The sequence below is a fragment of the Halomonas sp. SCS19 genome (assembly GCF_040147015.1).
GTDB classification, from domain to species: Bacteria; Pseudomonadota; Gammaproteobacteria; order Pseudomonadales; family Halomonadaceae; genus Halomonas; species Halomonas litopenaei.
Genome location: NZ_JAMSHN010000001.1, coordinates 2,885,788 through 2,908,361, shown reverse-complemented (window position 1 = coordinate 2,908,361; position 22,574 = coordinate 2,885,788). Strand labels below are relative to the sequence as shown.

Sequence of the window (22,574 nt, the reverse complement as noted above, 5' to 3'; positions counted from 1 at the left end):
TTCTCCGGTCTTCTCGACAGTGCCCTTCGCATTCGCCCTTCCAACTCCCTTTGCTTACCTTGCCATGCAGTATCATGGTCTTACTTGGTAACCCTATTATAACCACCTTTCAAGTGCATCATGCTTCTGCCAGCGCGGCCGCCTCGTCCACGCCCACCGAGACCAGTCGCGAGACGCCAGGTTCCTGCATCGTCACACCCATCAGTCGTTCACCGGCCTCCATGGCGATCTTGTTATGGGTGATATAGATGAACTGAACGCTCTCGGACATTTCCTTCACCAGCTTGGCATAGCGCCCGACATTGGCATCGTCCAGGGGCGCATCCACCTCGTCGAGCATACAGAACGGCGCCGGGTTCAACTGAAAGATGGCGAATACCATGGACAACGCCGTCAGTGCTTTTTCTCCCCCGGACAGCAAATGAATGGTGCTGTTCTTCTTGCCCGGAGGTCGCGCCATGATGGCCACCCCGGTTTCCAGCAAATCATCGCCTGTCAGGGTCAACCATGCGGTTCCACCACCGAAGACTCGCGGGAAAAGCGACTGCAGGCCGGCGTTGACCCGCTCAAAGGTATCGCGGAATCGCATCCGCGTCTCCTGATCAATACGTCGGATCGCCTTGTCCAGGGTTTCGAGGGCCTCGTTCAGCTCGGCCTGCTGCGCTTCGAGATAGTCACGCCGCTCGGCCTGCTGCTCGTACTCCTCGATGGCGGCCAGGTTGATCGCCCCCAGCCGGCGAATCTTCTCGCCCAGCTCCTCCAGCCGGGTCTGCCAGGCGGACTCGGTGGCATTGGGGTCCAGCCCTTGTGTCAGAGCCTCGGCATCGTGGCCAAGTTCCCTGAGCTGCTCATCCTGGGTCTCGGCCTTCAGCGCCAATGCCTGAACCTGCATACGCGCCTCCTGCAGACGCTCGCGCACGCCATCGAGATTTCGCTCGTGGCTCTGCCGCGCCTGCTCGTCGTCGCGCAGGCGCTCGACCAGCGCCGCCGCCCGTGCCCGCGACTCATTGAGCTGGCGCTCCTCCTGCTCGCGCCGGTGCAACAGCTCATCGAGACGCTCGCGACGTTCCTCATCCGGCTCATGCAGCCCCTCACGCGCTTCCTCGAGTTCGGCCACCCGCTCCTCCAGGCGTGAGCGGGTATCCCCCGCGCGCCCCTGCTGCTCGGCCAGGCCAGCACGCTCGGTGGTCAACCGCTGGTGCTCCAGGGTGAGCTGCTGGGAGCGCTCGCTCAGCGGACGCTGGCGGGTACGCAGCGAGGCCAGCCGCTCGCGCGCCTGGGTGCGCTCGCGCTCGAGACGCTCGCGTACCTCGGCGCCCTCTTCCAGCCGGGCCATGGCGCTCTGCCACTGCTCGCGCATTTCCTCGATGGCCAGCCGCGCTTCCTCGTCGGCTTCGGCCAGGCCCTCGAGCTCCTCGTGGATCTCGGCGCCGCGACTGGACAGATGCTCAAGCCGGCTGGCCAGACCATTGTCCTGAACCGCCAGTTGCTGACGCGCCTGATCCAGCTCACGCTCCGACAGCCGCAGTTGCTCGAGCCCCTGCTCGGCCTGATCGACCAGCGCCTGGGCACCTTCGCGGGCCTGCTCGACTGACGCCAGCCGCTGTTCCTGCTCTGCCAGGGCGGCACTTGCCTCGTCCAGCCGGGCACGGCTCACCAGCAACGCATCCGGCCCATCTCCCTCGCCCCGCTGGCGCGCCCAACCAGGGCCTAGCCACAGGCCGTCGGCGGTCACCAGGCTGGCCCCCGCCTCGAGCCGATCCTGTGCCTGCCAGGCCTCGTCACGGGAGGCCGCACAGCGAATGCCGGCGAGCCACTGCGCGGCCGCACCGGCGCCCTTGACCCTCGCCGCCAGGCTGTCGCCGGCAGCGTCGACGCTGGCCTCTGAATCGAGCAGTGCCAGTTCGGCGGCAAGCGGCGAGGCCATCACCTCACGACAGTGACTCGACGACGCCATGCGGGCCCTGAGCCAGGGACCCAGCACCCAGGACACCGTCTCCTCCCAGCCGGGCTCGACATTCAGGCATTCGCCCAGGCGTGGCGCCTCGGCAAGGCCATGCTCGGCCAGGTGCCGGTCCAGGCTTTCGTCGTGGTCGGCCAGGGCCGCCTCGATCAGCGCCTCCAGCGAGGCGATCTCGCCACCCAGGGCGCTGTGACGGGCAAGCGCCTGCTCGCGCGCGCGGTCATGTTCGACAACCTCGCGACGGTTGGCGTCGCGCTGCTCGATCAGCCGTTCACGACGCTCCTCGAGCTCCTCGGCGCGGGCCTCGTGCTCGGCCAGCTGACTCTTCACTTCTTCGCGCTGAGCGCTGAGGCCGGCCAGGTCCGGCAATTCATCGAACTGCTGACGGCGCTTGGCACGGTCGGCGGCGATGCGCTCGAGCCGAGCTTCCAGCTCACGCAGTCGGTCCTGGGTGCGTTCAGCCTCGTGGCTGTCGCTGCGCCAGCGTTCGTTGAAGGCCTCCCATTCGGCGTCGGCCTCCTCCACCGCGGGCTCGGCCTCCTCCAGCGCCGCTTCCAGCTCGGCCAGTTGCTCTGCCAGTTCTTCCTGCTCGGGGCCCAGGGTCTCCAGGCGATCCTCGAGGGCCAGCAGGCGCTGACTGTCGTCCTCGCCGAGACGATCGAGCTCCTCGAGCTCGCGGCGGGCACTCTCGAGATCCCGCGCCAGCTGCTGATCGCGGGAGCGGGTGTGTTCGAGCTCCTGCTCGAGGCGGGCGATGGCAGTGGTGGTCTCGTAAAAGCGTGCCTGGCGCTGGTCGAGCTCAGAGGCCAGGCCATCGTGCTCGGCGCGGGCCTCTTCCAGCCGGGTCTCGCACTGGCGCATGCCGAGCACCTCGCGCTCCACCGCGGTCTCTAGCTCGCGCACCCGGGTGTCCTGCTCGGTCTGGGCGGCACGCAAGGCGCGTCCGCGCAACAACGCAAGCTCCCCCTTGACCCGGTGCTCTTCTTCTTTCAACGACTGGTAGCGTCTGGCCGCCTCGGCCTGACGCTTGAGCCGCTCGAGCTGCTTGTCCAGCTCCTCACGGATATCGTCGAGCCGGTCCAGGTTCTCCTGGGTGCGACGCATGCGATTTTCGGTCTCGCGACGGCGCTCCTTGTACTTGGAGATACCGGCGGCCTCTTCCAGGGTGGCGCGCAGCTCTTCGGGACGCGCCTCGATCAGCCGCGAGATCATGCCCTGGCCGATGATGGCGTAGGAGCGCGGCCCCAGGCCGGTGCCCAGGAACAGGTCGGCGATGTCGCGTCGGCGACACTTCTGGCCGTTGAAGAAGTAGCTGGACTGGGCGTCCCGGGTGACCTGACGCTTGACCGAGATCTCGGCGTACTGGGCGTAGACCCCGCCCATGGTGCCGTCGCGGTTGTCGAAGGTCAGCTCGATGGAGGCCATGCCCACCGGCTTGCGCCCGGTGGAGCCGTTGAAGATGACGTCGGTCATCGACTCGCCACGCAGGGTCTTGGCCGAGGATTCGCCCATGACCCAGCGTACGGCGTCGATGATGTTCGACTTGCCGCAGCCGTTGGGACCGACGATGGCGGTCATGTTGCCGTCAAAGGGCACCGTGACCGGATCGACGAAGGACTTGAACCCGGCCAGCCGGATCGACGTCAGACGCATGGACTATTCAATCACTCGATCGATGATAAGCGCGACAGGATCCATGTCCGGGCCGCCTACTGCAACCCCTTGTCGTTCACCCATGAGATCGCCGGCCTGGGGCTGGGCCTGGCCGCTGGACGATACCCGCGCCAGCAGACGCACCTCATCGACCTGCGCGAGGCTTGCCATGGGCGACATGGCATCGCTGGCGTCAAGGGTCAGGCTGGCCGGCAGGTCGGCCAGGGTCAGGCGCTCGATGGCCAGCGGCGGCAGCTTGCCTTCGCTGTCCCGTGCCACCACGAACACCGTGGTCTCCGGCGCCAGACGCCCGACCAGTTCGTCGGCCAGCGACAGGCTGACCAGCACATTGCGCTCGCTCGCCGCAGGGGCCAGGCGTTGCTCGGCCTGGGCGACGCCCTGGCGCATGGCCTCGGACAACGGCGAGTCGTCTGCCGTCGACAGACCGCGCCGCCAGAAGCCCAGGGCGCCCTGGTAGTCGTCCTGCTGGAAGGCCTCGACCCCCAGAAACCACATGGCCGAGGGCAGATTCGGCGCCTCGCGACTGGCCTCCCGGGACAGCGCCAGAATGCGATCGTCGAGCCGCCCTTCGTTGATGAAGTACTGCATCTTGGCCAACTCGCCGATCCACCAGGGTGAACGCCCCTCCAGCGCAAGCACACGCTCGATGGCATCGCTGGCCTCGGCGTAGGCGCCGCTGTCGCGGTAAAGCGGATACAGCGTCTGCCACACGCGAGGGTTGTCGGGTTGGCTCTCGGCCTGCTGCTCGAGGCGCTGGATCATCAGCGCGAGGCTCGCCTCGGGGTCGTTGCGTACCTCTTCGATGGCCTGATACAGCACCAGGTCGCCCTCGGCGCCCTCCCAGCGGTACCACAGCACACTGACCACCACCACCGCCACCAGCACCAGCGGCACCGCCAGCTTGCCCGCAGCGGCAGACTTCAGCGGCGAGCGCTTGAGCCGCTCGGTGTCATCGAGCAGGCTGCGCTGGAGTTCACTGAGATCCTCGTCGAAGCGTGCCGCGTCGATGTCTCCCCGAGACTTGGCCGCTTCCAGCGACGCCACCCGACGACGATAGACCGCCACGTTCTGGGCGGCGGCGTCATCGCTGTCCTCCAGCGCACGTTGCAGGCGTTCCACCTTCGCCGCACGGCGCAGGGGCAGGATCAGCAGCCAGGCCGCGAGCAGCAGCAGAACGGCAAAGGCCAGCCATAACAGGGTCATGCGGATCCCTCTCTATCGATCAGGTCGTCCAGGCGCGCCTGCTCCTCGGCGGACAGCCTGCGTACCTGGGTGCGTCGCCGTGAGCGGATGATCAGCCACAGCACCAGGGCGCCGATGACGACCAGCGCGCCGGGCAGCCCCCACAGCAGCAGGGTGCGCCCCTCGAGACGCGGATTGTAGAGGACATAGTCGCCGAAGCGCTGGACCATGAAGTCGATGATCTCCTTGTCCGAGCGGCCGTCCTGAAGCTGGGCGTAGACCCGCTCGCGCATGTCGGCGGCGATCGGCGAGTTGGAGTCGCCGATGGCCTGGTTCTCGCACTTGGGGCAGCGCAGGGTGGCGGTCAGCTCCTGATAGCGCTTTTCGGTCACCGGGTTGTCGAAGCCGCGTACCTCGATGGCTTCCGCCCGAGCGTCGAGCGCAGCGACAAGCATCAACAGCGCCAGCACCATGCCCGCCAGCCAGCCAAGGCCCGAGCCAGGCAGGTTACGTGCACGGGCGCTGCGGTCGTCGCCGCTAGCGCGGGTGCGGGCGCTGGAGCTGATAGCGCGGGTGCGGGCGCTGATAGCGCTCGAGCAGCACAGATCGATCAACGCCATTTTTCCACCTCCGGCAAGATGATCTTCTCCACATCGTCGGCGGTGATATAGCCGGTGTGGTGGTAGCGAATGATCCCCTCGGCGTCTACCAGAAAGGTCTCGGGAGCGCCGTAGACGCCGAGATCGAAGCCGAGGGTACCCTCGGGATCGAATATATTGAACTCGAAGGGATTGCCGAACTGGGTCAGGAAGGCGCTTCCCCTGGCTCTGCGCTCGCCGTCGCTGGCACCTTCTTCCTTGTAGTCGACCCCGACCAGGCGTACCCCGCGCTCGGCCAGATCCAGAAGCTGCGGCATCTCCTGACGACAGGTCGGACACCAGCTACCCCAGACATTGACCAGGGAAAGCTCGCCGGACAGCGCGCCCTGGCTCACCTTGCGCTCGGGTTCCTCGAGGGTCGACAGCTCGAAGTCGGGGAACTCTCTGGCCATCAACGCGGATTCCCTTTCAAAGGGGTTGATCGACAGCCCCTGATAGAGAAAGATCCCGAGCGCCAGAAACAGCACCAGCGGCAACAGCAATAGAAGTCGACGTTTCATGCACGGGTCTCCCTGGCCGTGACGACAATGACAGGAGCGAAGGCCAGCGGCTGACGATCTTTCATGATGCATTGGCCTCCCTGGCCGTCACGACAGGTTCGGGCTCACGTACGCTCAAGCGGCGACGGTAGCGCCTGTCGGCGACGGCGATGATGCCACCGGCGGCCATCAGCAGCGCGCCCAGCCACAGCCAGCGCACGAAGGGCTTGATCTGCACCCTGAGCGCCCAGCTGCCGTCGTCGAGCTCCTCGCCCATGGCCACGTAGAGGTCATGGAACAGGCCAGGCCGCAGCGCCACCTGGGTCATCGGCATGCCGCGCGCGATGTACAGGCGCTTCTCCGGGTGCATCTCGAAGCTTGCGCTGGCGCCCTCTCGGGTCACCTCGATGGTGGCCGCGTCGGAGACATAGTTCGGCCCACGACGCTCGTCCAGCGCCGTCATGTGAAAGCCGATTCCGTTGACCTCGACGCGGTCACCGACATTCATGCGCACGTTGCGCTCCACCGAATAGTTGGACACCAGGGCGACCCCGATGATGGTCACGGCAAGCCCCAGATGGCCGAGCACCATGCCCCAGTAGGCAGGCGTCAGGCGCTTGAGGGCGCCAAGGCGCGAGCCGGCTCGGGAGGTCTTGCCCCACAGGTCGCGCACCAGCGACAGCACCAGCCACAGCGCCGCGACCAGGCCCAGCGACGCCTTCAGGTTCCACTGCCCGGTGTAGACCAGCGGCGCCGCCACGCCGATGACCAGAGCGCCGAGACCGGCGATCCACAGGCGGGTCAGCAGCTCGCGCCCGGCCATGCGCTTCCAGCGGGCGCTGGGGCCAAGCCCCATGAACACGCAAAGCAATACGGTCAGGGGCACGAACAGGGCGTTGAAGTAGGGAGGCCCCACGCTGATCTTGCCCAGGTTCAGCGCGTCGAGCAGCAGCGGATAGACGGTGCCGAGCAGCACCGTCACCGTCATCACCACCAGCAGGATGTTGTTGACCAGCAACAGGGCATCGCGGGATACCCAGTTGAAGCCTCCGGGCTGGCTGACCCGTGGCGCGCGCAGGGCGAAGATCAACAGTGACAGGCCCACGGTGATGCCCAGCAGCACCAGAATGAACAGGCCCCGCGAAGGATCATTGGCGAAGGCGTGCACCGAGGTCAGCACCCCTGAGCGCACCAGGAAGGTGCCCATCAGCGACAGCGAGAAGGTGGTGATCGCCAGCAGCACCGTCCAGCTCTTGAAGGTGCCGCGCTTTTCGGTCACCGCCAGGGAGTGGATCAGCGCGGTGCCGGCGAGCCAGGGCAGCAGCGAGGCGTTCTCCACCGGGTCCCAGAACCACCAGCCGCCCCAGCCCAGTTCGTAGTAGGCCCACCAGCTACCGAGCGCGATGCCGACGGTGAGAAAGGCCCAGGCGATATTGGTCCAGGGGCGCACCCAACGGGTCCAGGCGCTATCAAGGCGTCCGCCCAGCAGCGCGGCGATGGCAAAGGCGAAGACCACGCTGAAGCCCACGTAACCCATGTACAGCATCGGCGGATGGATGATCAGACCGACGTCCTGCAGCAGCGGATTGAGGTCGGCGCCGTCGGCGGGGATATTCGGCAGCGAACGCTCGAAGGGGTTGGAAGTGATCAGCACAAAGGCCAGAAAGCCCACGCTGACCAGCCCCATCACGCCGAGCACGCGCGCCACCATGTCCGGTGGCAGCCCCCGGGAGAAGCAGCCCACGGCGAAGGTCCAGACTCCGAGGATCAGGCTCCACAGCAGCACCGAGCCTTCGTGGTTGCCCCACACCGCGCTGAACTTGTAGTACCAGGGCAATAGCGAGTTGGCGTTGTTGGCGACGTTGACCACGCTGAAGTCGTCGAGCATGTAGCTCGCCGTCAGACAGCCGTAGGCGATCAACAGAAAGGCCAGCTGGCCCGCCGCCATCGGCCGCGCGTAGGCCATCCACAGCGGGCGCCGAGTGGCAGCCCCGGCCAGCGGCAGCACCGCCTGCACGCAGGCCATCAGCAGCGCCACGATCAGCGCGTAGTGTCCGATTTCCGGAATCATCTTGATCAGCATGGATTCACCTTGGCCCGCCTTCCGTCCGCGTCAGTCCACTGGCGCCTGGCTCTGCGACTGAATCGCGTGGGCCCATGGGCCCGGAACGCCTGCGTTATGGTCGATTGACCCTGTCCCCTTCTGGCTCGAAGAAGCGCCTTCGGCCCTGCCCCCTCGGGCAAACAAGGCCCCGCACCACGGAGCCCTGTTGTCGGGATACCTTTTTTGTCGATGCACGCAGCCTACTGCGACGTGCCTGGGCCCGCCTGCTTGTAGTCTGCCGGCGAATAGCCGGCGTCTTCCAATGCCTCGGCGACCTCGGGCGGCATATAGTTCTCGTCGTGCTTGGCCAGCACCTTGTCGGCCGCGATATAGCCGTCGCCGGTCAGTTCGCCGACCACCACCACGCCCTGCCCCTCGCGAAACAGGTCCGGCAGGATGCCGCTGTAGCGCACCTCGACATCGTCGACGTAGTCGGTGACCACGAAGCTGACGTCCAGGCTGTCACTGTCACGATGGACGCTGCCTTCCTTGACCATCCCGCCGGCACGTAGCTGCCGGTCCACGGGGGCTTCTCCGGCGGCAATCTGCACCGGGCTGAAGAACAGGTTGATGTTGGAGCGCAGGGCGTACAGCGTCAGTCCCACCGCCACCGCACACAGCGCCACCAGTCCAAGCACCAGCAGCATCTTATTTCGGCGTTTAGCCCTCATCTTGATCCTCCGAGGGGGAACTTGCGACCGCGGCGTCACGCCTCAGCCGGCGGCGCAAGGTGCGCCGAACACCGCGGCTTTCACCGCGAACCAGAATCACGCTCAACAGCAGAAAGCCCAGGGTCGCACCCCAGGCGGTCCACACATAGGGGCCGTGGCTGCCCATGCTGACCAGCTCGGCCAGCGATTCGAAAGCCATCATGGACGCTCCTCGAACAGCTCTTTCACCCAGCGCTTGTGGCCTTCACGGCGCAGGATCTCGGTACGGGTGCGGGTCAGGGTGAAGGCCGCGAAGAAGGCGTAGAATCCCAGCACCATGATCAACAGCGGCATCCACATCTCGACCGGCATCGCCGGGCGTTCGGTGATGGTGAAGCTGGCGGGCTGGTGCAAGGTGTTCCACCACTCCACCGAGTACTTGATGATGGGTATGTTGATCACCCCCACCATGGCCAGCACCGACGCCGCCTTGGCGCCGCTCTGGGGGCGGGCGAAGGCGCGCCGGATCAGCATCACGCCAAGATACAGAAACAGCAGGATCAGCATCGAGGTAAGGCGGGCGTCCCACTGCCACCAGGTGCCCCAGGTAGGCTTGCCCCAGACCGACCCCGACAGCAAGGCGATGGCGGTCATGGCGGCGCCCAGCGGCGCCATCATCGCTGCCGCCATGTCGGCGATCTTGATCTTCCAGACCATGAATACGAAGCCGGAGGCGGCCAGCGCCATGAAGATCGACTGGGCCAGGAAGGCCGCAGGCACGTGCACGTAGATGATGCGAAAGCTGTTGCCCTGCTGGTAGTCCGCCGGAGCGAAGGCCAGCCCCCAGACGCTGCCGACCAGGATCAGCGCCAGCGCCAGCGCCCAGCACCAGGGAGAGAGACGCGCGGCTATGCCGTAGAACCAGCGCGGCGATCCCAGCTTGTGAAAGAAGGCCCACATGAGCGTTGTACCTCGATCAACCTTGAATTCGTGATGGCCACGACGGCCCGATCAACCATGGATACTGATGCGCAGCGACGCGGCAATGGCCACAGGAGCCGCCATCAGCGCTACCGACAACAGCGCGCCGATCACCGCCAGGTGCCCAAGCCATTCCCCGCCGCCCAGCGCCGCGCCCATGGCGCCGGTGCCGAAGATCAGCACCGGCATGAAAAGTGGCAACACCAGAAGCGACAGCAGCATGCCACCACGCGCCAGCCCCACCGTCAGCCCTGCGCCGATGGCACCGATCAGGCTGATGCAGCCACTTCCCAGTGCCAGGGTCGCGCTCAGCGCCAGGTAGCTGCCCTGGGGCAATGCCAGCAGCACCCCCAGCAAGGGGGCCATCAACGCCAGCGGTAGCCCGGTGGTCAACCAGTGCACGGCGACCTTGGCCAGCACCAGCAACGACAGCGGGTGCGGTGCAAGCAACAGTTGCTCAAGGGTGCCGTCCTCGAAGTCGCCACGAAACAAGCCGTCCAGCGACAGCAGTGCCGACAGCAAGGCGGCCACCCACAACACGCCAGGGGCGATCAGCGCCAGGCGTTCGGGTTCCGGCGAGATCCCCAGTGGAAACAGGGTGATCACCATGGCGAAGAACACCAGCGGGGTCAGGGCGTCACCCGGTCGACGGGCGACCGCCGTCAAGTCACGGCGGAAGGTGGCAGCCATCGCGCGACCAAGGCCATCACCGGCCTCTCTGACCGGCTCGGCGGCTTCGATCGACCCAGACGTCGGCGTGTTCATGAAGCCACCTGTCGGTGTCCGTCCAGGGTCAGCCGGCGCACGCCAGGCACATTGGACAGCGGATGGTGGGTGGTGACCAGCACCGCGCCGCCGCTGGCGGCATGGTTGGCCAGGCGGCGCTCCAGGGCGGCCACGCCGGCCACATCGATCGCGGTAAAAGGTTCGTCCAGCACCCACAGGGCACGGCGACTCGACACCAGACGAGCCAGGGTCACCCGGCGCTTCTGGCCGGCCGATAGCTGGGCGGTGGGGACGTCCTCGAAGCCGGCCAGGCCGACTTCGGCCAGGGCCGCCTCGAGCTCGGCATCGGGGCGCCCCTCGCCCCCCAGCGCCTGATACCAACGCAGGTTTTCCAGGGCACTCAGGTTGGCCTTGATACCCGGGGCATGGCCCAGATACAGCAGGTTGGCCAGCAGGTCGGCGCGGGCGCGGGGCAGCGCCCGCCCCTGCCAGCGCACCTCTCCATCGACGTCGGCGATCTGGCCGCACAGGATCTTCAACAGCGTGGTCTTGCCACTGCCGTTGGGTCCCTCGACTCGGAGCACTTCCCCCGCCTTGAGGACAACATCCAATCCTCGAAACAACCAGCGGCCATCGCGCTCACAGGCCAGTTGTCGGGCTTCAAGACACAGACGCAAAGGGCACTCCACAACCAGGGACGGGGCAGCAAATCACGCACAGACTTTACACCGATTGCACTACCCGAACCAGACAGCCAGCGCAGCTGACAGCCGCAATCGCACAGGCAATGCACCTTTCGTTGATCCATGGCACTTGCACGAGCGGCGAGGCCTGCTATCTTTCACATACTGTATGAATCGACAGTATCAAGATCCCTCGACGTTGACACCAATCGCCACCCGCTACTCCATCCCGTGACAGCCCGACCCTCACAACAAGGGAGACCCCGCGCCATGGATATCGCGACCTGCCAGTTCCTCGAACGCCTGCCCAACCTGCCCATCGCCGACAGCTGGGCACCCGTCGACTCCACCTCGGATGCCCTGGTGGAGGTCCCCCTGCTGGGGCAGGTATCCGCCGGCATGCCGATCGAGGCCTGCCTTGACAACGCCACCCTGCAGGTGCCATCGCGCATGGTCAGGCGCAACACCTACGCCCTCAAGGTGTGCGGCAACTCGATGATCGATTGCAATATCTTCGACGGCGATGTGATCATCATCGAACGCCAGGAAAGCGCCGAGAACGGCGAAACGGCGGTGGTGATGATCAATGACCAGGAGGTCACCCTGAAAAAGCTCTATATCGAGAAGAATGGTGTTCGCCTGCAGCCGGCCAACGAGACCATGCCCCCGATCTACCTGAAGAACAGTGACATCCGTGTGCTGGGTCTGGTCATGGGTGTCGCCCGCCAGGAAGAAATGGCCGCCTGATGCGCTACCCGATACCCGAGCTTGCCCCCGGTGAGTGGCACGAAAGCGAGATCGAGGTGGAAAAGAGTCGCTTCATCGCCTGGGTGGCCCACGCCCCCAAGGTGGCGGACTTCGAAGCGCTGCTGGCCGAGGCTCGCAGGCAGCATCCCAATGCCAGCCATCATTGCAGCGCCTACATCGCAGGCCCGCCCGGGGAGCAGGTGCACATTGGCTTCTCCGATGACGGCGAGCCGGGCGGTACCGCCGGCCGACCGATGTTTCAGGCACTCGATGGCGATGGCATCGGCCAGGTGGGCGCGGTGGTGACCCGCTACTTCGGCGGCACCAAGCTCGGTACCGGCGGACTCGCCCGCGCCTATACCCAGGCGCTGGTCACGGCGCTGGAAAGCCTGCCCAGGGGCGAATGCATCGAGCGCCGCCCACTCAAGATACGGGTCGACTTTGCCGGCGAGGCCGACGCCCGACAGTGGTGCCAGGGGCAGGATATCCCGGTGCAGGCGGTGGACTACGGGGCCGAAGGCGTCACCTTGACCCTGGGCTGGCCCAGTGAACGGACCACCGACCTGAGCGAGCTCAGCACTCGCCTCAAGGGCCGCATCGAGTCCCTGGACCATCAGGCAGGCTAGGCCCGCTCGATGCTAACATCGAGGGAGCCTCCAGCCCCGTCTGTTCCGCCTCCGGGGCCGGTCCGACGCGCCCCCTGCTAAAGCGGCCTCTCCAGGACGGCGCGTTCGTCCTTGGTGAGAGTGTCCTCTCCAGACGAGACAGCGTCTTCACCGATATAGCGTCTGCGCTTGTCGGCCTTGAGCCGTGCCACGTCCACCACCACCAGGCCATCGATGCAGTAGCCGAAGGCGGTATCCACGCCGAAGGCCTTGAAGCTGACGCCGCCAGGTTCGGCCACCTCCACGTATTGCTTGTAGAGCGCCGGCACCCCCGCCCCCATGGCCTGCAGGGCGCCTTTCAAGCGCTGAAAGTCCTCGCCGGCATCGTTGCCGGCGAACAGCCGATCCGCCTCCTCGCGCCCGGCGCGCGACATCGTGCACACCGCCTTGGCCCGGATCGGGCTGTCACCGTCCCCGTGGTAGTGCCGGTAGTAGCTGACCAGCAGGTCCTTGGCCAGGGGCGGTAGATGATTGGGAATGGTCACCGGCCCGAACAGCCAGCGCACCTCGGGATGATGGCGCAGGTAGGCGCCAAGACCATGCCAGAGATAGTCGAGACTGCGACGTCCCCAGTAGCGTGGCTGGACAAAGCTGCGGCCCAGCTCCAGCCCGTGGCGCCAGCGATCCATCGGCGCCTGTTCGAGATGAAAGATGGTGGCGCTGTAGAGCCCTTCGATGCCTTTGCTATCGAGGATGCGCCCGACCTCACCGAGACGATAGGCCCCGGCGATTTCCAGGTCACGATCGTCCCACAGCACCAGATGACGATAGTGCTCGTCGTACTCGTCCAGATCCCGCTTCTTGCCGGTGCCCTCGCCGACCCGGCGAAAGGCAATTTCGCGCAGCCGCCCGATCTCACGCATCACCGCAGAGTCGGGACGATGGTCAAACAGCAGGATCTGCTTGCCGTCAGGCGTCCTGCCCAGCACCTCGGCGTCGACCAGCTCCTCTCGCAGGTGCTGGCGATTTTCCGGATGGGCAATACCGGCCTCGGAGACAAACACGCCCTTGCGTCCCCGCCCCAGACGGTAGACGTGCTTGCGCAACAGCTTGAGCTTGGCGACGGTGGCCAGGTCCTCGCGGTCGAAGCGTGACAGCGGGATCTCGCCCCCCACCTTGAGCGTGATGTGCCGCCCTTTCTGGCGAAACATCTCGTGGGGCAACAGCAGCGTGCCCAGCGGCGAGTACAGCGAGGCCAACGAATAGAACAGCGAGGAGTTGCGACCGCCCACGTGCACCGGCAGGATCGGCGCATTGGTGCGCCGGGCCGCGTGCAGGAAACCCGACAGCCAGTTGCCGTCCTTTACCCCCTTGGGCCCCGCCCGCGACACCTCGCCGGCGGGGAAGACGATCACCGCCTGTTCATCGTCGAGGGCATCAACGATGCCCTGCAGGCTCTTGCGAAAGCCCCTGCGCGACAGGTTGTCCACCGGCAGCAGCAACGGTGCCAACGGCGAAAGCTGCATCAACAGATCATTGGCGACGATCTTCACGTCAGGGCGTACATCCGCCACCATGCGTACCAGCGCCAGCCCATCCAGAGCACCGAGGGGATGATTGGCGACGATCACCACCCTGCCGGCGACCGGAATGTTGTCGCGATCACGCGACGACAGCGAATAGCCGAAGTTCAGCTGATCGAGCACCGCGTCGATGAACTCGAGCCCTCCGGCGCGGCGATGACGCTCGAGAAAGGCATTGATCTCGCGCTCGTGCACCAGCCCCTTGAGGCCGGCGCTCAACAGGCGGCGGCACCAGGCTGGCCAGCTCTGTGCCTTCGGCACCTTGGCCATCAAGGCCTTTTCGACATCGATCATGCCCGTCCTCCGTCGGTGGCAATAGCCGCCAGACTAGAAAGCGCGCATGACAGCACCGTGGCGATCGCGTGTAAGCGGGATGACGGGCTCGACCAGAGTCAGCTACAAAAGCAGCGCCCCCACCTGGCGGCGGGGGCGCTGCGTTCGGTCAAACCTGGGCTGCAGGCCCGGATGACCTTGATCCTGATGTTTGATCACTATCCCGGGGTGTCACCCCAAGTACTTGATCATCACCCCGGCGGCCACTGCCGAGCCGATGACACCAGCAACATTGGGCCCCATTGCGTGCATCAGCAGGAAGTTGTGGGGATTGGACTCGAGCCCCACCTTGTTGGACACCCGCGCTGCCATGGGCACCGCCGAGACACCGGCGGAGCCGATCAACGGGTTGATCGGATGCTTGCTGATGAGGTTGAGCAGCTTGGCCATCAGCACACCGCAGGCGGTGCCGATGGCAAAGGCCACCATGCCGAGCCCGAGGATGCCCAGGGTCTCCACCGCCAGGAAGCGGTCGGCCATCAGCTTGGAGCCCACCGACAGTCCGAGGAAGATGGTCACGATGTTGATCAGGGCGTTCTGCGCCGTGTCCGAGAGCCGTTCGACCACCCCGCACTCACGCATCAGGTTGCCGAAGCAGAACATCCCGAGCAGCGGCGCCGCATCCGGCAGGAACAATACCACCAGGATCAGCAGTGCCAGCGGAAACACGATCTTCTCGAGCTTCGACACCGGACGCAGCTGGGTCATGGCGATGCTGCGCTCCTTCTGGGTGGTCAACGCCTTCATGATCGGCGGCTGGATCAACGGCACCAGCGCCATGTAGGAGTAGGACGCCACCGCGATGGCACCCAGCAGCTCGGGGGCCAGGATGCTCGAGACATAGATCGAGGTCGGACCGTCGGCTCCACCGATGATGCCGATGGCCGCAGCCTGGTTGAGGCTGAAGTCCATCCAGCCCATGGCGGTCATGCCCACCGCCCCGATCAGAGTGGCGAAGATGCCGAACTGGGCGGCGGCGCCGAGGAACAGGGTGCGCGGGTTGGCCAGCAGCGGACCGAAGTCGGTCATCGCGCCGACCCCCATGAAGATCACCAGCGGCGCGATACCGGAGGCGATGGCCACGCTGTAGAACTGATACAGCATGCCATGGGAATAGCCCCCATCCATGGCCAGGTCGTTGGCGGTACGAAGCAGCGCCGGCGAGATATCACCGTGCAGCGTCTCGCTGATGGCGTAGCGCCAGGTATCCACGTCGGCGCCCGCCGGCAGGCTGGTGCCGAGCGCCTGGGCCATCTGCGCCAGCAGCTCGGGACGCCCCAGGTGGGCCGCCTGCTCTGCCGCCGACAACGCCAGCCCCGCCTCGGGAATATTGGCCAGGATGCCGCCGAAGCCGATCGGCACCAGCAACAGCGGTTCGAACTTCTTGGCGATGGCCAGCCACAAGAGCAGCAGGCCCACCACCAGCATCACCGCCTGGCCCAGGGTCAGGTTGTACAGCCCGGAGCCGTACCATAGGGTCAGAATCTTCTCCATGGGAGGTCCTTAAAGCACGATCAGGGTGTCGCCGACGGAGACGCTGTCGCCCTCGGCGACCTGGACGTCGGACACGGTGCCGGCAGCGGCAGCGCGGACCTCGGTCTCCATCTTCATCGCCTCGAGGATGACCACCACGTCACCCTCGGCCACGCTGTCGCCGGGCTTGACGTTGACCTTGAAGATGTTGCCGGCCAGCGGTGCATCGATGGTCTCGCCGGAGGAAGCTGCCGGCGCCGCCGGTGCAGCGTCAGAAGAGCCAGCGGCGGGCGCTTCCTTGACCTGGGAAATGTCGCCACCCTCGGCGACCTCGACCACGTAGGCGGTGCCGTTGACCTTGACGGTGTAGGTCTCGGGTCCGGCGGTACCAGCCTTGGCCGCCGGCGCCTTGGCGGGCGCAGCGGGCGTCGCCGCCTCGACGCTGGGCGCAGGTTCGAAGGCGTCGGGGTTGTCACGGTTCTTGAGGAACTTGAGCCCGATCTGCGGGAACAGTGCGTAGGTCAGAACGTCGTCTACCTGACGCTCGCCTTCGGCCAGGCGGATGCCGTCGTCCTTGGCCTTGGCGGCCAGCTCATCGGTCAACCGCGACATCTCGGGATCCAGTCGATCCGCGGGACGTTCGGTGATCGGCGAGGCACCGTCCAGCACCCGGCTCTGCAATTCGCTGTCGAAGTCCGCCGGCGCAGCGCCGTACTCGCCCTTGAGCAGCGCCTGCACCTCCTTGGAGATGGACTTGTAGCGCTCCCCCATCATCACGTTCATCACCGCCTGGGTGCCGACGATCTGGGAGGTGGGGGTCACCAGCGGAATATAGCCGAGGTCTTCACGGACCCGAGGAATCTCCTTGAGCACCTCATCGAGACGGTCACCGGCGCCCTGCTCCTTCAACTGGCCTTCCATGTTGGTGAGCATGCCACCGGGCACCTGGGCCACCAGAATGCGCGAGTCGATGCCCTTGAGCGAGCCCTCGAAAGCGGCGTACTTCTTGCGCACCTCACGGAAGTAGGCGGCGATATCTTCCAGGGCCTCCAGGTCCAGGCCGGTATCGCGCTCGGTGTCCTTGAGCATCGCCACCAGCGATTCGGTGGGGCTGTGGCCGTAGGTCATCGACATCGAGGAGATGGCGGTATCGACGTTGTCGACGCCTGCCTCGGCGGCCTTGAGCGCGGTCGCCGATGAAAGCCCGGTAGTGGCGTGGCAGTGCAGATGGATGCGAATATTCAGCGCCGACTTGAGTTTGGTGACGAGCTCGAAGGCGTCATAGGGAGTCAGAAGCCCCGCCATGTCCTTGATCGCCAGGGAGTCGGCGCCCATGTCGGCGATGGACTTGGCTAATTCCACCCAGCTATCCAGGGTGTGCACCGGGCTCTTGGTGTAGGAGATGGTACCCTGAGCATGGCCATCGTTGGCCTTGACCGCCTGGATCGCACGCTCGAGGTTACGTTGGTCGTTCATTGCATCGAACACGCGGAAGACATCGACCCCGTTGGTCTTGGCGCGCTCGACGAAGCGGTCGACCACGTCATCGGCATAGTGGCGATAGCCCAACAGGTTCTGGCCCCGCAGCAACATCTGCTGGGGCGTATTGGGCATGGCTTCCTTCAACGCCCGTATCCGCTCCCACGGATCTTCGCCGAGGTAGCGGATACAGGCGTCAAAGGTGGCGCCGCCCCAGGATTCCAGCGACCAGAAGCCGATCTTGTCGAGCTTCTCGGCGATGGGCAGCATGTCGTCGATACGCATGCGGGTGGCGAACAGAGACTGATGGGCGTCGCGTAGCACGACATCGGTGATGCCTAGCGGGCGTGCAGATTCGCTCATGGCTGGGTCCTTATCGTTATGAAGCGCTTTGTCGAAATTCACGGTCAGGGTCGTCGCCTGGTACGGACGACCTCAGCGACGCTGGCGGTAGCGGTGAACCGCGGCCGAGATCGCCGCCATCACCGCATCGTCCTGGCCCGGCGCGGCGGGTGCCGCCCCGCGCTTGGGCGCCTCGACCGGCACCGGTTCGGGAAAGTAGCGACCGATGACACGAGACATCAGCGTGGTGGTGATCACCAGCACCGTAAGAAAAACAAAAACAAAACCCATGCCGAGCGCCATCAGGCTGAGGCCCTCGTTGAGCAACTGAGTGTCTTGCATGCGGGATCCTCCGCGTTGTAGCGCCAAAGTTGCCTTGATCTTTCTGGATCATACGGCTTGCGCAAAAATTTTGATGCTATACCCTGCCACATCCCCGGCACAGCACCATGGTCTAAAGGTAGCAGTTTTGGTTGTTAAATTACTACATAAACAGGGGCTAGACGAAGGTCGTATCGGGCTCGCGCCCATGGAGGGCGTGATCGACGCCCACACCCGCGACCTGCTGACCCGTGACGCCGGCTTCGACTGGACGGTCACCGAGTTCGTACGGGTGGTGGACGCGCGCCTGCCGCCTCGAGTGTTCTACAAGCACTGCCCGGAACTGGCGACCGAGGGCGTCATCACCCCCAACCACATCCCGGTGCACCTGCAACTGCTCGGCTCCGACCCCGACGCCCTGGCCGCCAATGCCCGCCAGGCGCTGCGCCTCGGCGCCATCAGCCTGGACTTGAACTTCGGCTGCCCAGCCAAGCTGGTCAACCGCCATGACGGCGGCGCCTCATTGTTGCGCGATCCGCGACGCCTGGAGCGTGCCGTGGACGCCGTCCACCGTGCCGTGGGCGACAGCATCCCGGTCACCGCCAAGATCCGCCTGGGCTTCTCCGACCGCCGCCGGGCACTGGACTGCGCCCTGGCCGCCGAAGCCGCCGGCGCCACCCAACTGGTGGTGCATGCCCGCACCCGGGACGAGGGCTATCGCCCGCCGGCCCATTGGGAGTGGATCGGCCGCATCAACCAGCGCCTGCGCATCCCGGTCGTCGCCAACGGCGACATCTGGACCCTCGAGGACTACTGGAAGGCACGCACCCTGTCCGGCTGTCGCGACGTCATGCTTGGCCGCGGCGCCCTGGCCGACCCGAAACTCGCCCCGCGCATCCGCCACTGGCAGCGCACCGGAGAGCGCCTGCCGGCCACGACATGGGCCGAGCGAGCCGGTATCCTGACGTCCTATGCTGCAATGCAGCGTACCACACTCCCGGCAAAAGTGGTGGTATCGCTACTAAAGCAGTGGATGAACCACATGAAGGCGCGCGACCGCGAGGCCGCCTCCCGCTTTCAGGCCCTGCGCCGCATCACCGATCTCGATGAATTCCTTGCGGGACTGGGCGCCCAGCGCATCGAATCAGACGCAGCGCCAGAAACCGCACCTGACGCCACACTGCGCCAGAATCTCGCCTCACCCAAGCACCGAAGCGAGGCAGTCGCCGCCGCCCAATAGGGATAGGCAGGCCAACCTCCCCTCCCGGAGAGGAATCCGATCGGAGCAGCGCCTAGCTCTTGTCCCTGAGATCGGCCCAATCCACATCGGGATCACGCCGCCCATGGCCGCCTGCATAGGCCGGAGATTCGGGCGGCTGCCACTGCGCCAGCCGCTCGGACTCGACCTCGAACACTTCCACCGCCAAGGGGTGGCAGGTGGACAGCGGATCTCTGGCGTCCGGCCCCCATAGATCCACCGACAGATCGCCACCGGGACAGCAGGACAGCGCGCACAACAGGTCGATCTCGGCAAACAGCTCAAGATAGTCCCCAGGCCGCGCCGGACAGGCCTTCATGAAGTACTGGTCATCGTCGTTGAGCCCGGTGCACTGGAAGACATTGAGCACGTCATGCACGTCAAACTCGGTCAACCCCCAGGGCGCGACCGCCCTCACCAGGTTGGAATGGCAGTGAAAGTCGAAATCCTCGCCGGTCAACAGGCGATTGACGTAGGGATCGCAGCGGGTTCCCAGCAGGTCATGCACACGCCCGCCTTCGGCGTCCTCACCGTAGCCTGCCAGAGTGTCGTCGATGATGGTGGCCATGGGACGCAGAAAGGGCAGCGTCGACCACAGCCTGTCGTAGGTGCTGACATGGGCCCGCTGCAGCTGACGGGTGCGCGAGGCCCACATGCGCTCGCGCGGGTCATGGCGATGCCACATGTTGAAGTCACCGACCTGGGCGCCATCGACGATGGCGATGCGAAAGACCTGCCCCGCCTTGACCTCCCATGCCAGCCCATCACGAATCGGGACCCGGTGACTGGCCACCCGCCGCCGCCTCCCCGCCCGCTCGGTCAGGCCGTCATAGAAGGCGCGATCCACGTCGAGCACTGACCCCCTGGTCGCCTGATACGCCGCCGCCACCTTGCCGCCCATGCGCCGCCCTCCCGATGCGTGAATGTCAGGCTTCAGCCTAGACCAGGCCAGGGGAGACAACGACCGACGCTCGACACAGCACCGTTCATAACGGATCGACACCAGTCAGCCGGTCAGCACGGAACTTGTCTGGAAACTTGGCAGGAAACAGCATAAAAAAAGGCGCCCATCCTTCGACAGGCGCCTAAACGATCGCAACCGGCAGTGGTCGCCAGCCGGTCAGCACGAAACTGGACAGGAAACTTGGCAGGAAACAGAAAACCCGCCCTCCGAAGAGAGCGGGTCTGAATCTGGCGCGCCCGGGAGGATTCGAACCTCCGACCACCTGATTCGTAGTCAGGTACTCTATCCAGCTGAGCTACGGGCGCGTAGGCAATGAAACTCATTGCGATGTCGTATTCCAGGAAACTATCGGAATGCAACCTGGGAGAAGATGGCGCGCCCGGGAGGATTCGAACCTCCGACCACCTGATTCGTAGTCAGGTACTCTATCCAGCTGAGCTACGGGCGCGTATCAATCTCTTGATGCACCAGGCATCCAACATGCCTGATCATCGGTACCCATGAAGCCGCTTCACGACATGCATCGTAAAATGGCGGAGAGGGAGGGATTCGAACCCTCGATGAGGCTATAAACCCCATACTCCCTTAGCAGGGGAGCGCCTTCAGCCACTCGGCCACCTCTCCCTCATCGGCACGGTGCGTATCCTACCGAGACGTAAGGCCTTTGTCCAGCCCGAGGCGAAAAAAGTTCTCCGCTCGGCCACCACCTTCACTCATCATCGGCAGCGCCATCGTCAGCCTTCTCGCGCTGGATGCGCTGGTAGATCTCTTCACGGTGGACGGCAACGTCCTTGGGCGCATTCACGCCGATACGCACTTGATTTCCCTTCACCCCCAGAACGGTGACGGTGATATCGTCCCCGATCATCAGGGTTTCGCCGACGCGGCGTGTCAGGATGAGCATGACTGATCTCCTTCTCAGACTTGTTACGTGAGTCGCTACGCCGTCACGCTTCCGGACGACGTGCCCTCTTTCTTGGTGGCGAGCACTAGCGACTCATGACACCTGATTGTGCCGTTTAAGGGAAGCCCCCGGCCGAATTGGCGAGGGGACTCCTTAAAGCGTAGAAGGTGTGCGCCGCGCCGAGAAACTTATTCGCTCTCGATATCGGCCTTGTCGAGACCAAATGCCTTGTGCAGCGCACGTACTGCCAATTCCATCTGCTTCTCGTCGATCACCACGGAGATCTTGATCTCCGAGGTCGAGACCATGCGGATGTTGATGTTTTCCTCGGACAGCACGCGGAACATCTTCGAGGCGACCCCGGCGTGTGAGCGCATACCCACCCCTACCAGAGACACCTTGGCGATATTATCGTCGCCACGCAACTCGCCACCGCCCAGATCGGGGATGACCTGCTGCTCGAGGATGCGCATGGTCTGCTTGTAGTCACCCTTGGCTACGGTGAAGGTGAAGTCGGTGTAGTCACCGGCCGGCGCCACGTTCTGCACGATCATGTCGATCTCGATGTTGGCGTCGGCGATCGGGCCCAGGATGCGCGAGGCCACGCCCGGCACGTCCGGCGTGTTGAGCAGGGTCAGCTTGGCTTCGTTGGCGGTGAAGGCGATGCCTGAGATCAGCGGTTCTTCCATGGAATCCTCGTCTTGTTCGGAGTCTGCAACGATCAGGGTGCCGGGGCCGTCCTCGAAACTGGACAGCACGCGCAGCGGAACATTGTACTTGCCGGCAAATTCGACGGCGCGAATCTGCAACACCTTGGAGCCGAGGCTGGCAAGCTCCAGCATCTCCTCCACGGTGATCGAATCCAGGCGCTGGGCCTTGGAGCAGACCCGCGGGTCGGTGGTGTAGACGCCGTCCACATCGGTGTAGATCTGGCACTCGTCGGCCTTGAGCGCGGCCGCCAGCGCCACACCGGTAGTGTCCGAGCCGCCACGACCCAGGGTGGTGATATTGCCTTCCTCATCGACCCCCTGGAAGCCGGCGACCACCACCACCTGGCCAGCGTCCAGGTCTTCACGCATCTCGTCGGTCTCGATGCGCTGGATACGCGCCTTGGTGTGGGCGCTGTCGGTCATGATGCCGACCTGAGAGCCGGTGTAGGACGTTGCCGGCACGTCCAGCTTGTGCAGCGCCATCGCCAGCAGCGAGATGGTCACCTGCTCGCCGGTGGACACCAGCATGTCCATCTCACGGGGGGTCGGCTCGTCGTTGATCTCGTTGGCCATCCCGATCAGGCGGTTGGTCTCGCCGCTCATGGCGGAGACCACCACCACGACCTGATGGCCCTGGTCGCGGAAGCCCTTGACCTTCTCGGCCACGGCCTTGATGCGCTCCACCGAGCCGACCGACGTCCCACCGAACTTCTGTACGTATAGTGCCATATGCCGTCTTCCTCGCTCGTTGGAT

The 22,574-nt window shown here is 65.1% G+C and carries 20 protein-coding genes and 3 tRNA genes; 3 read left to right on the top strand and 20 right to left on the bottom strand.

The features are described 5' to 3' along the window. Nucleotides 1-118: 118 nt before the first annotated feature. The 10 genes from smc to ccmA all read right to left on the bottom strand — a co-directional run bounded on the left by smc (nucleotide 119) and on the right by ccmA (nucleotide 11,095). Nucleotides 119-3,616, bottom strand: coding sequence for a chromosome segregation protein SMC (gene smc / locus NFH97_RS12755; protein ID WP_349624895.1), 3,498 nt, complete (start codon nucleotides 3,614-3,616; stop codon nucleotides 119-121). Between the two features lie 3 nt (nucleotides 3,617-3,619). Next, nucleotides 3,620-4,840: a c-type cytochrome biogenesis protein CcmI gene (gene ccmI / locus NFH97_RS12750; RefSeq protein ID WP_108132331.1), complete on the bottom strand. Its 1,221-nt coding sequence runs from the start codon at nucleotides 4,838-4,840 to the stop codon at nucleotides 3,620-3,622. Further along, nucleotides 4,837-5,439, bottom strand: a complete 603-nt coding sequence (locus NFH97_RS12745) for a cytochrome c-type biogenesis protein (RefSeq protein ID WP_308812416.1) — start codon at nucleotides 5,437-5,439, stop codon at nucleotides 4,837-4,839. The genes ccmI and NFH97_RS12745 overlap by 4 nt, the downstream gene beginning before the upstream one ends. Continuing rightward, nucleotides 5,430-5,978 carry a DsbE family thiol:disulfide interchange protein gene (locus tag NFH97_RS12740; protein ID WP_349624894.1) on the bottom strand — a complete coding sequence of 183 codons (549 nt, stop codon included), beginning with the start codon at nucleotides 5,976-5,978 and terminating at the stop codon, nucleotides 5,430-5,432. The genes NFH97_RS12745 and NFH97_RS12740 overlap by 10 nt, the downstream gene beginning before the upstream one ends. Nucleotides 5,979-6,039: 61 nt before the next feature. Further along, nucleotides 6,040-8,040, bottom strand: a complete 2,001-nt coding sequence (locus NFH97_RS12735) for a heme lyase CcmF/NrfE family subunit (protein WP_108132329.1) — start codon at nucleotides 8,038-8,040, stop codon at nucleotides 6,040-6,042. Nucleotides 8,041-8,261: 221 nt separating this feature from the next. Further along, a complete protein-coding gene (gene ccmE / locus NFH97_RS12730) occupies nucleotides 8,262-8,732 on the bottom strand; it encodes a cytochrome c maturation protein CcmE (protein WP_045991113.1) in 471 nt (156 codons plus the stop codon). Continuing rightward, complete coding sequence (gene ccmD / locus NFH97_RS12725) at nucleotides 8,722-8,934, bottom strand: heme exporter protein CcmD (protein ID WP_231498600.1); 213 nt, start codon at nucleotides 8,932-8,934, stop codon at nucleotides 8,722-8,724. The genes ccmE and ccmD overlap by 11 nt, the downstream gene beginning before the upstream one ends. Further along, a complete protein-coding gene (locus tag NFH97_RS12720; RefSeq protein WP_045991114.1) occupies nucleotides 8,931-9,671 on the bottom strand; it encodes a heme ABC transporter permease in 741 nt (246 codons plus the stop codon). Before NFH97_RS12720 ends, ccmD begins: the two co-directional genes overlap by 4 nt. A gap of 51 nt (nucleotides 9,672-9,722) precedes the next feature. Continuing rightward, nucleotides 9,723-10,457: a heme exporter protein CcmB gene (gene ccmB / locus NFH97_RS12715; protein WP_108449932.1), complete on the bottom strand. Its 735-nt coding sequence runs from the start codon at nucleotides 10,455-10,457 to the stop codon at nucleotides 9,723-9,725. Further along, nucleotides 10,454-11,095 (bottom strand): cytochrome c biogenesis heme-transporting ATPase CcmA, encoded by a 642-nt coding sequence (gene ccmA, locus NFH97_RS12710; protein WP_108449931.1) that lies wholly within the window; start codon nucleotides 11,093-11,095, stop codon nucleotides 10,454-10,456. The genes ccmB and ccmA overlap by 4 nt, the downstream gene beginning before the upstream one ends. 276 nt (nucleotides 11,096-11,371) lie before the next feature. Between ccmA and lexA the strand changes: the two genes are divergently transcribed. Both lexA and NFH97_RS12700 read left to right on the top strand, forming a co-directional pair. Next, nucleotides 11,372-11,848 carry a transcriptional repressor LexA gene (lexA, locus tag NFH97_RS12705; protein ID WP_045991117.1) on the top strand — a complete coding sequence of 159 codons (477 nt, stop codon included), beginning with the start codon at nucleotides 11,372-11,374 and terminating at the stop codon, nucleotides 11,846-11,848. After that, nucleotides 11,848-12,474, top strand: coding sequence for an IMPACT family protein (locus tag NFH97_RS12700; RefSeq protein WP_045991118.1), 627 nt, complete (start codon nucleotides 11,848-11,850; stop codon nucleotides 12,472-12,474). The genes lexA and NFH97_RS12700 overlap by 1 nt, the downstream gene beginning before the upstream one ends. 77 nt (nucleotides 12,475-12,551) lie before the next feature. On the opposite strand, the gene olsF is transcribed toward NFH97_RS12700, so the two are convergent. From olsF to NFH97_RS12680, 4 genes are all read right to left on the bottom strand, one after another. Next, on the bottom strand, nucleotides 12,552-14,330 hold the full coding sequence (gene olsF / locus NFH97_RS12695) for a bifunctional ornithine lipid synthase OlsF (RefSeq protein ID WP_045991119.1): 1,779 nt from the start codon (nucleotides 14,328-14,330) through the stop codon (nucleotides 12,552-12,554). 210 nt (nucleotides 14,331-14,540) lie between these two features. Then, nucleotides 14,541-15,863, bottom strand: a complete 1,323-nt coding sequence (locus NFH97_RS12690) for a sodium ion-translocating decarboxylase subunit beta (RefSeq protein WP_045991120.1) — start codon at nucleotides 15,861-15,863, stop codon at nucleotides 14,541-14,543. 9 nt (nucleotides 15,864-15,872) lie between these two features. Continuing rightward, nucleotides 15,873-17,684, bottom strand: coding sequence for a sodium-extruding oxaloacetate decarboxylase subunit alpha (gene oadA, locus NFH97_RS12685; RefSeq protein WP_349624893.1), 1,812 nt, complete (start codon nucleotides 17,682-17,684; stop codon nucleotides 15,873-15,875). Nucleotides 17,685-17,756: 72 nt separating this feature from the next. Beyond that, nucleotides 17,757-18,005, bottom strand: a complete 249-nt coding sequence (locus NFH97_RS12680) for an OadG family protein (protein ID WP_045991122.1) — start codon at nucleotides 18,003-18,005, stop codon at nucleotides 17,757-17,759. Nucleotides 18,006-18,192: 187 nt separating this feature from the next. Here NFH97_RS12680 and NFH97_RS12675 point away from each other — a divergent pair, with 187 nt between their 5' ends. Next, nucleotides 18,193-19,224, top strand: a complete 1,032-nt coding sequence (locus tag NFH97_RS12675; protein WP_349624892.1) for a tRNA dihydrouridine synthase — start codon at nucleotides 18,193-18,195, stop codon at nucleotides 19,222-19,224. A gap of 52 nt (nucleotides 19,225-19,276) precedes the next feature. On the opposite strand, the gene NFH97_RS12670 is transcribed toward NFH97_RS12675, so the two are convergent. The 6 genes from NFH97_RS12670 to NFH97_RS12645 all read right to left on the bottom strand — a co-directional run bounded on the left by NFH97_RS12670 (nucleotide 19,277) and on the right by NFH97_RS12645 (nucleotide 22,549). Then, entirely contained in the window at nucleotides 19,277-20,143 is an 867-nt protein-coding gene (locus tag NFH97_RS12670) for an urea carboxylase-associated family protein (protein WP_349624891.1), read from the bottom strand. Between the two features lie 291 nt (nucleotides 20,144-20,434). Then, a tRNA-Arg gene (locus NFH97_RS12665) sits at nucleotides 20,435-20,511 on the bottom strand. 66 nt (nucleotides 20,512-20,577) lie between these two features. Further along, a tRNA-Arg gene (locus tag NFH97_RS12660) sits at nucleotides 20,578-20,654 on the bottom strand. Nucleotides 20,655-20,737: 83 nt separating this feature from the next. Beyond that, a tRNA-Ser gene (locus tag NFH97_RS12655) sits at nucleotides 20,738-20,830 on the bottom strand. Between the two features lie 85 nt (nucleotides 20,831-20,915). Continuing rightward, nucleotides 20,916-21,110 carry a carbon storage regulator CsrA gene (gene csrA, locus NFH97_RS12650; protein WP_045991125.1) on the bottom strand — a complete coding sequence of 65 codons (195 nt, stop codon included), beginning with the start codon at nucleotides 21,108-21,110 and terminating at the stop codon, nucleotides 20,916-20,918. A gap of 188 nt (nucleotides 21,111-21,298) precedes the next feature. Next, on the bottom strand, nucleotides 21,299-22,549 hold the full coding sequence (locus NFH97_RS12645; protein ID WP_045991126.1) for an aspartate kinase: 1,251 nt from the start codon (nucleotides 22,547-22,549) through the stop codon (nucleotides 21,299-21,301). Between the last annotated feature and the right edge of the window lie 25 nt (nucleotides 22,550-22,574).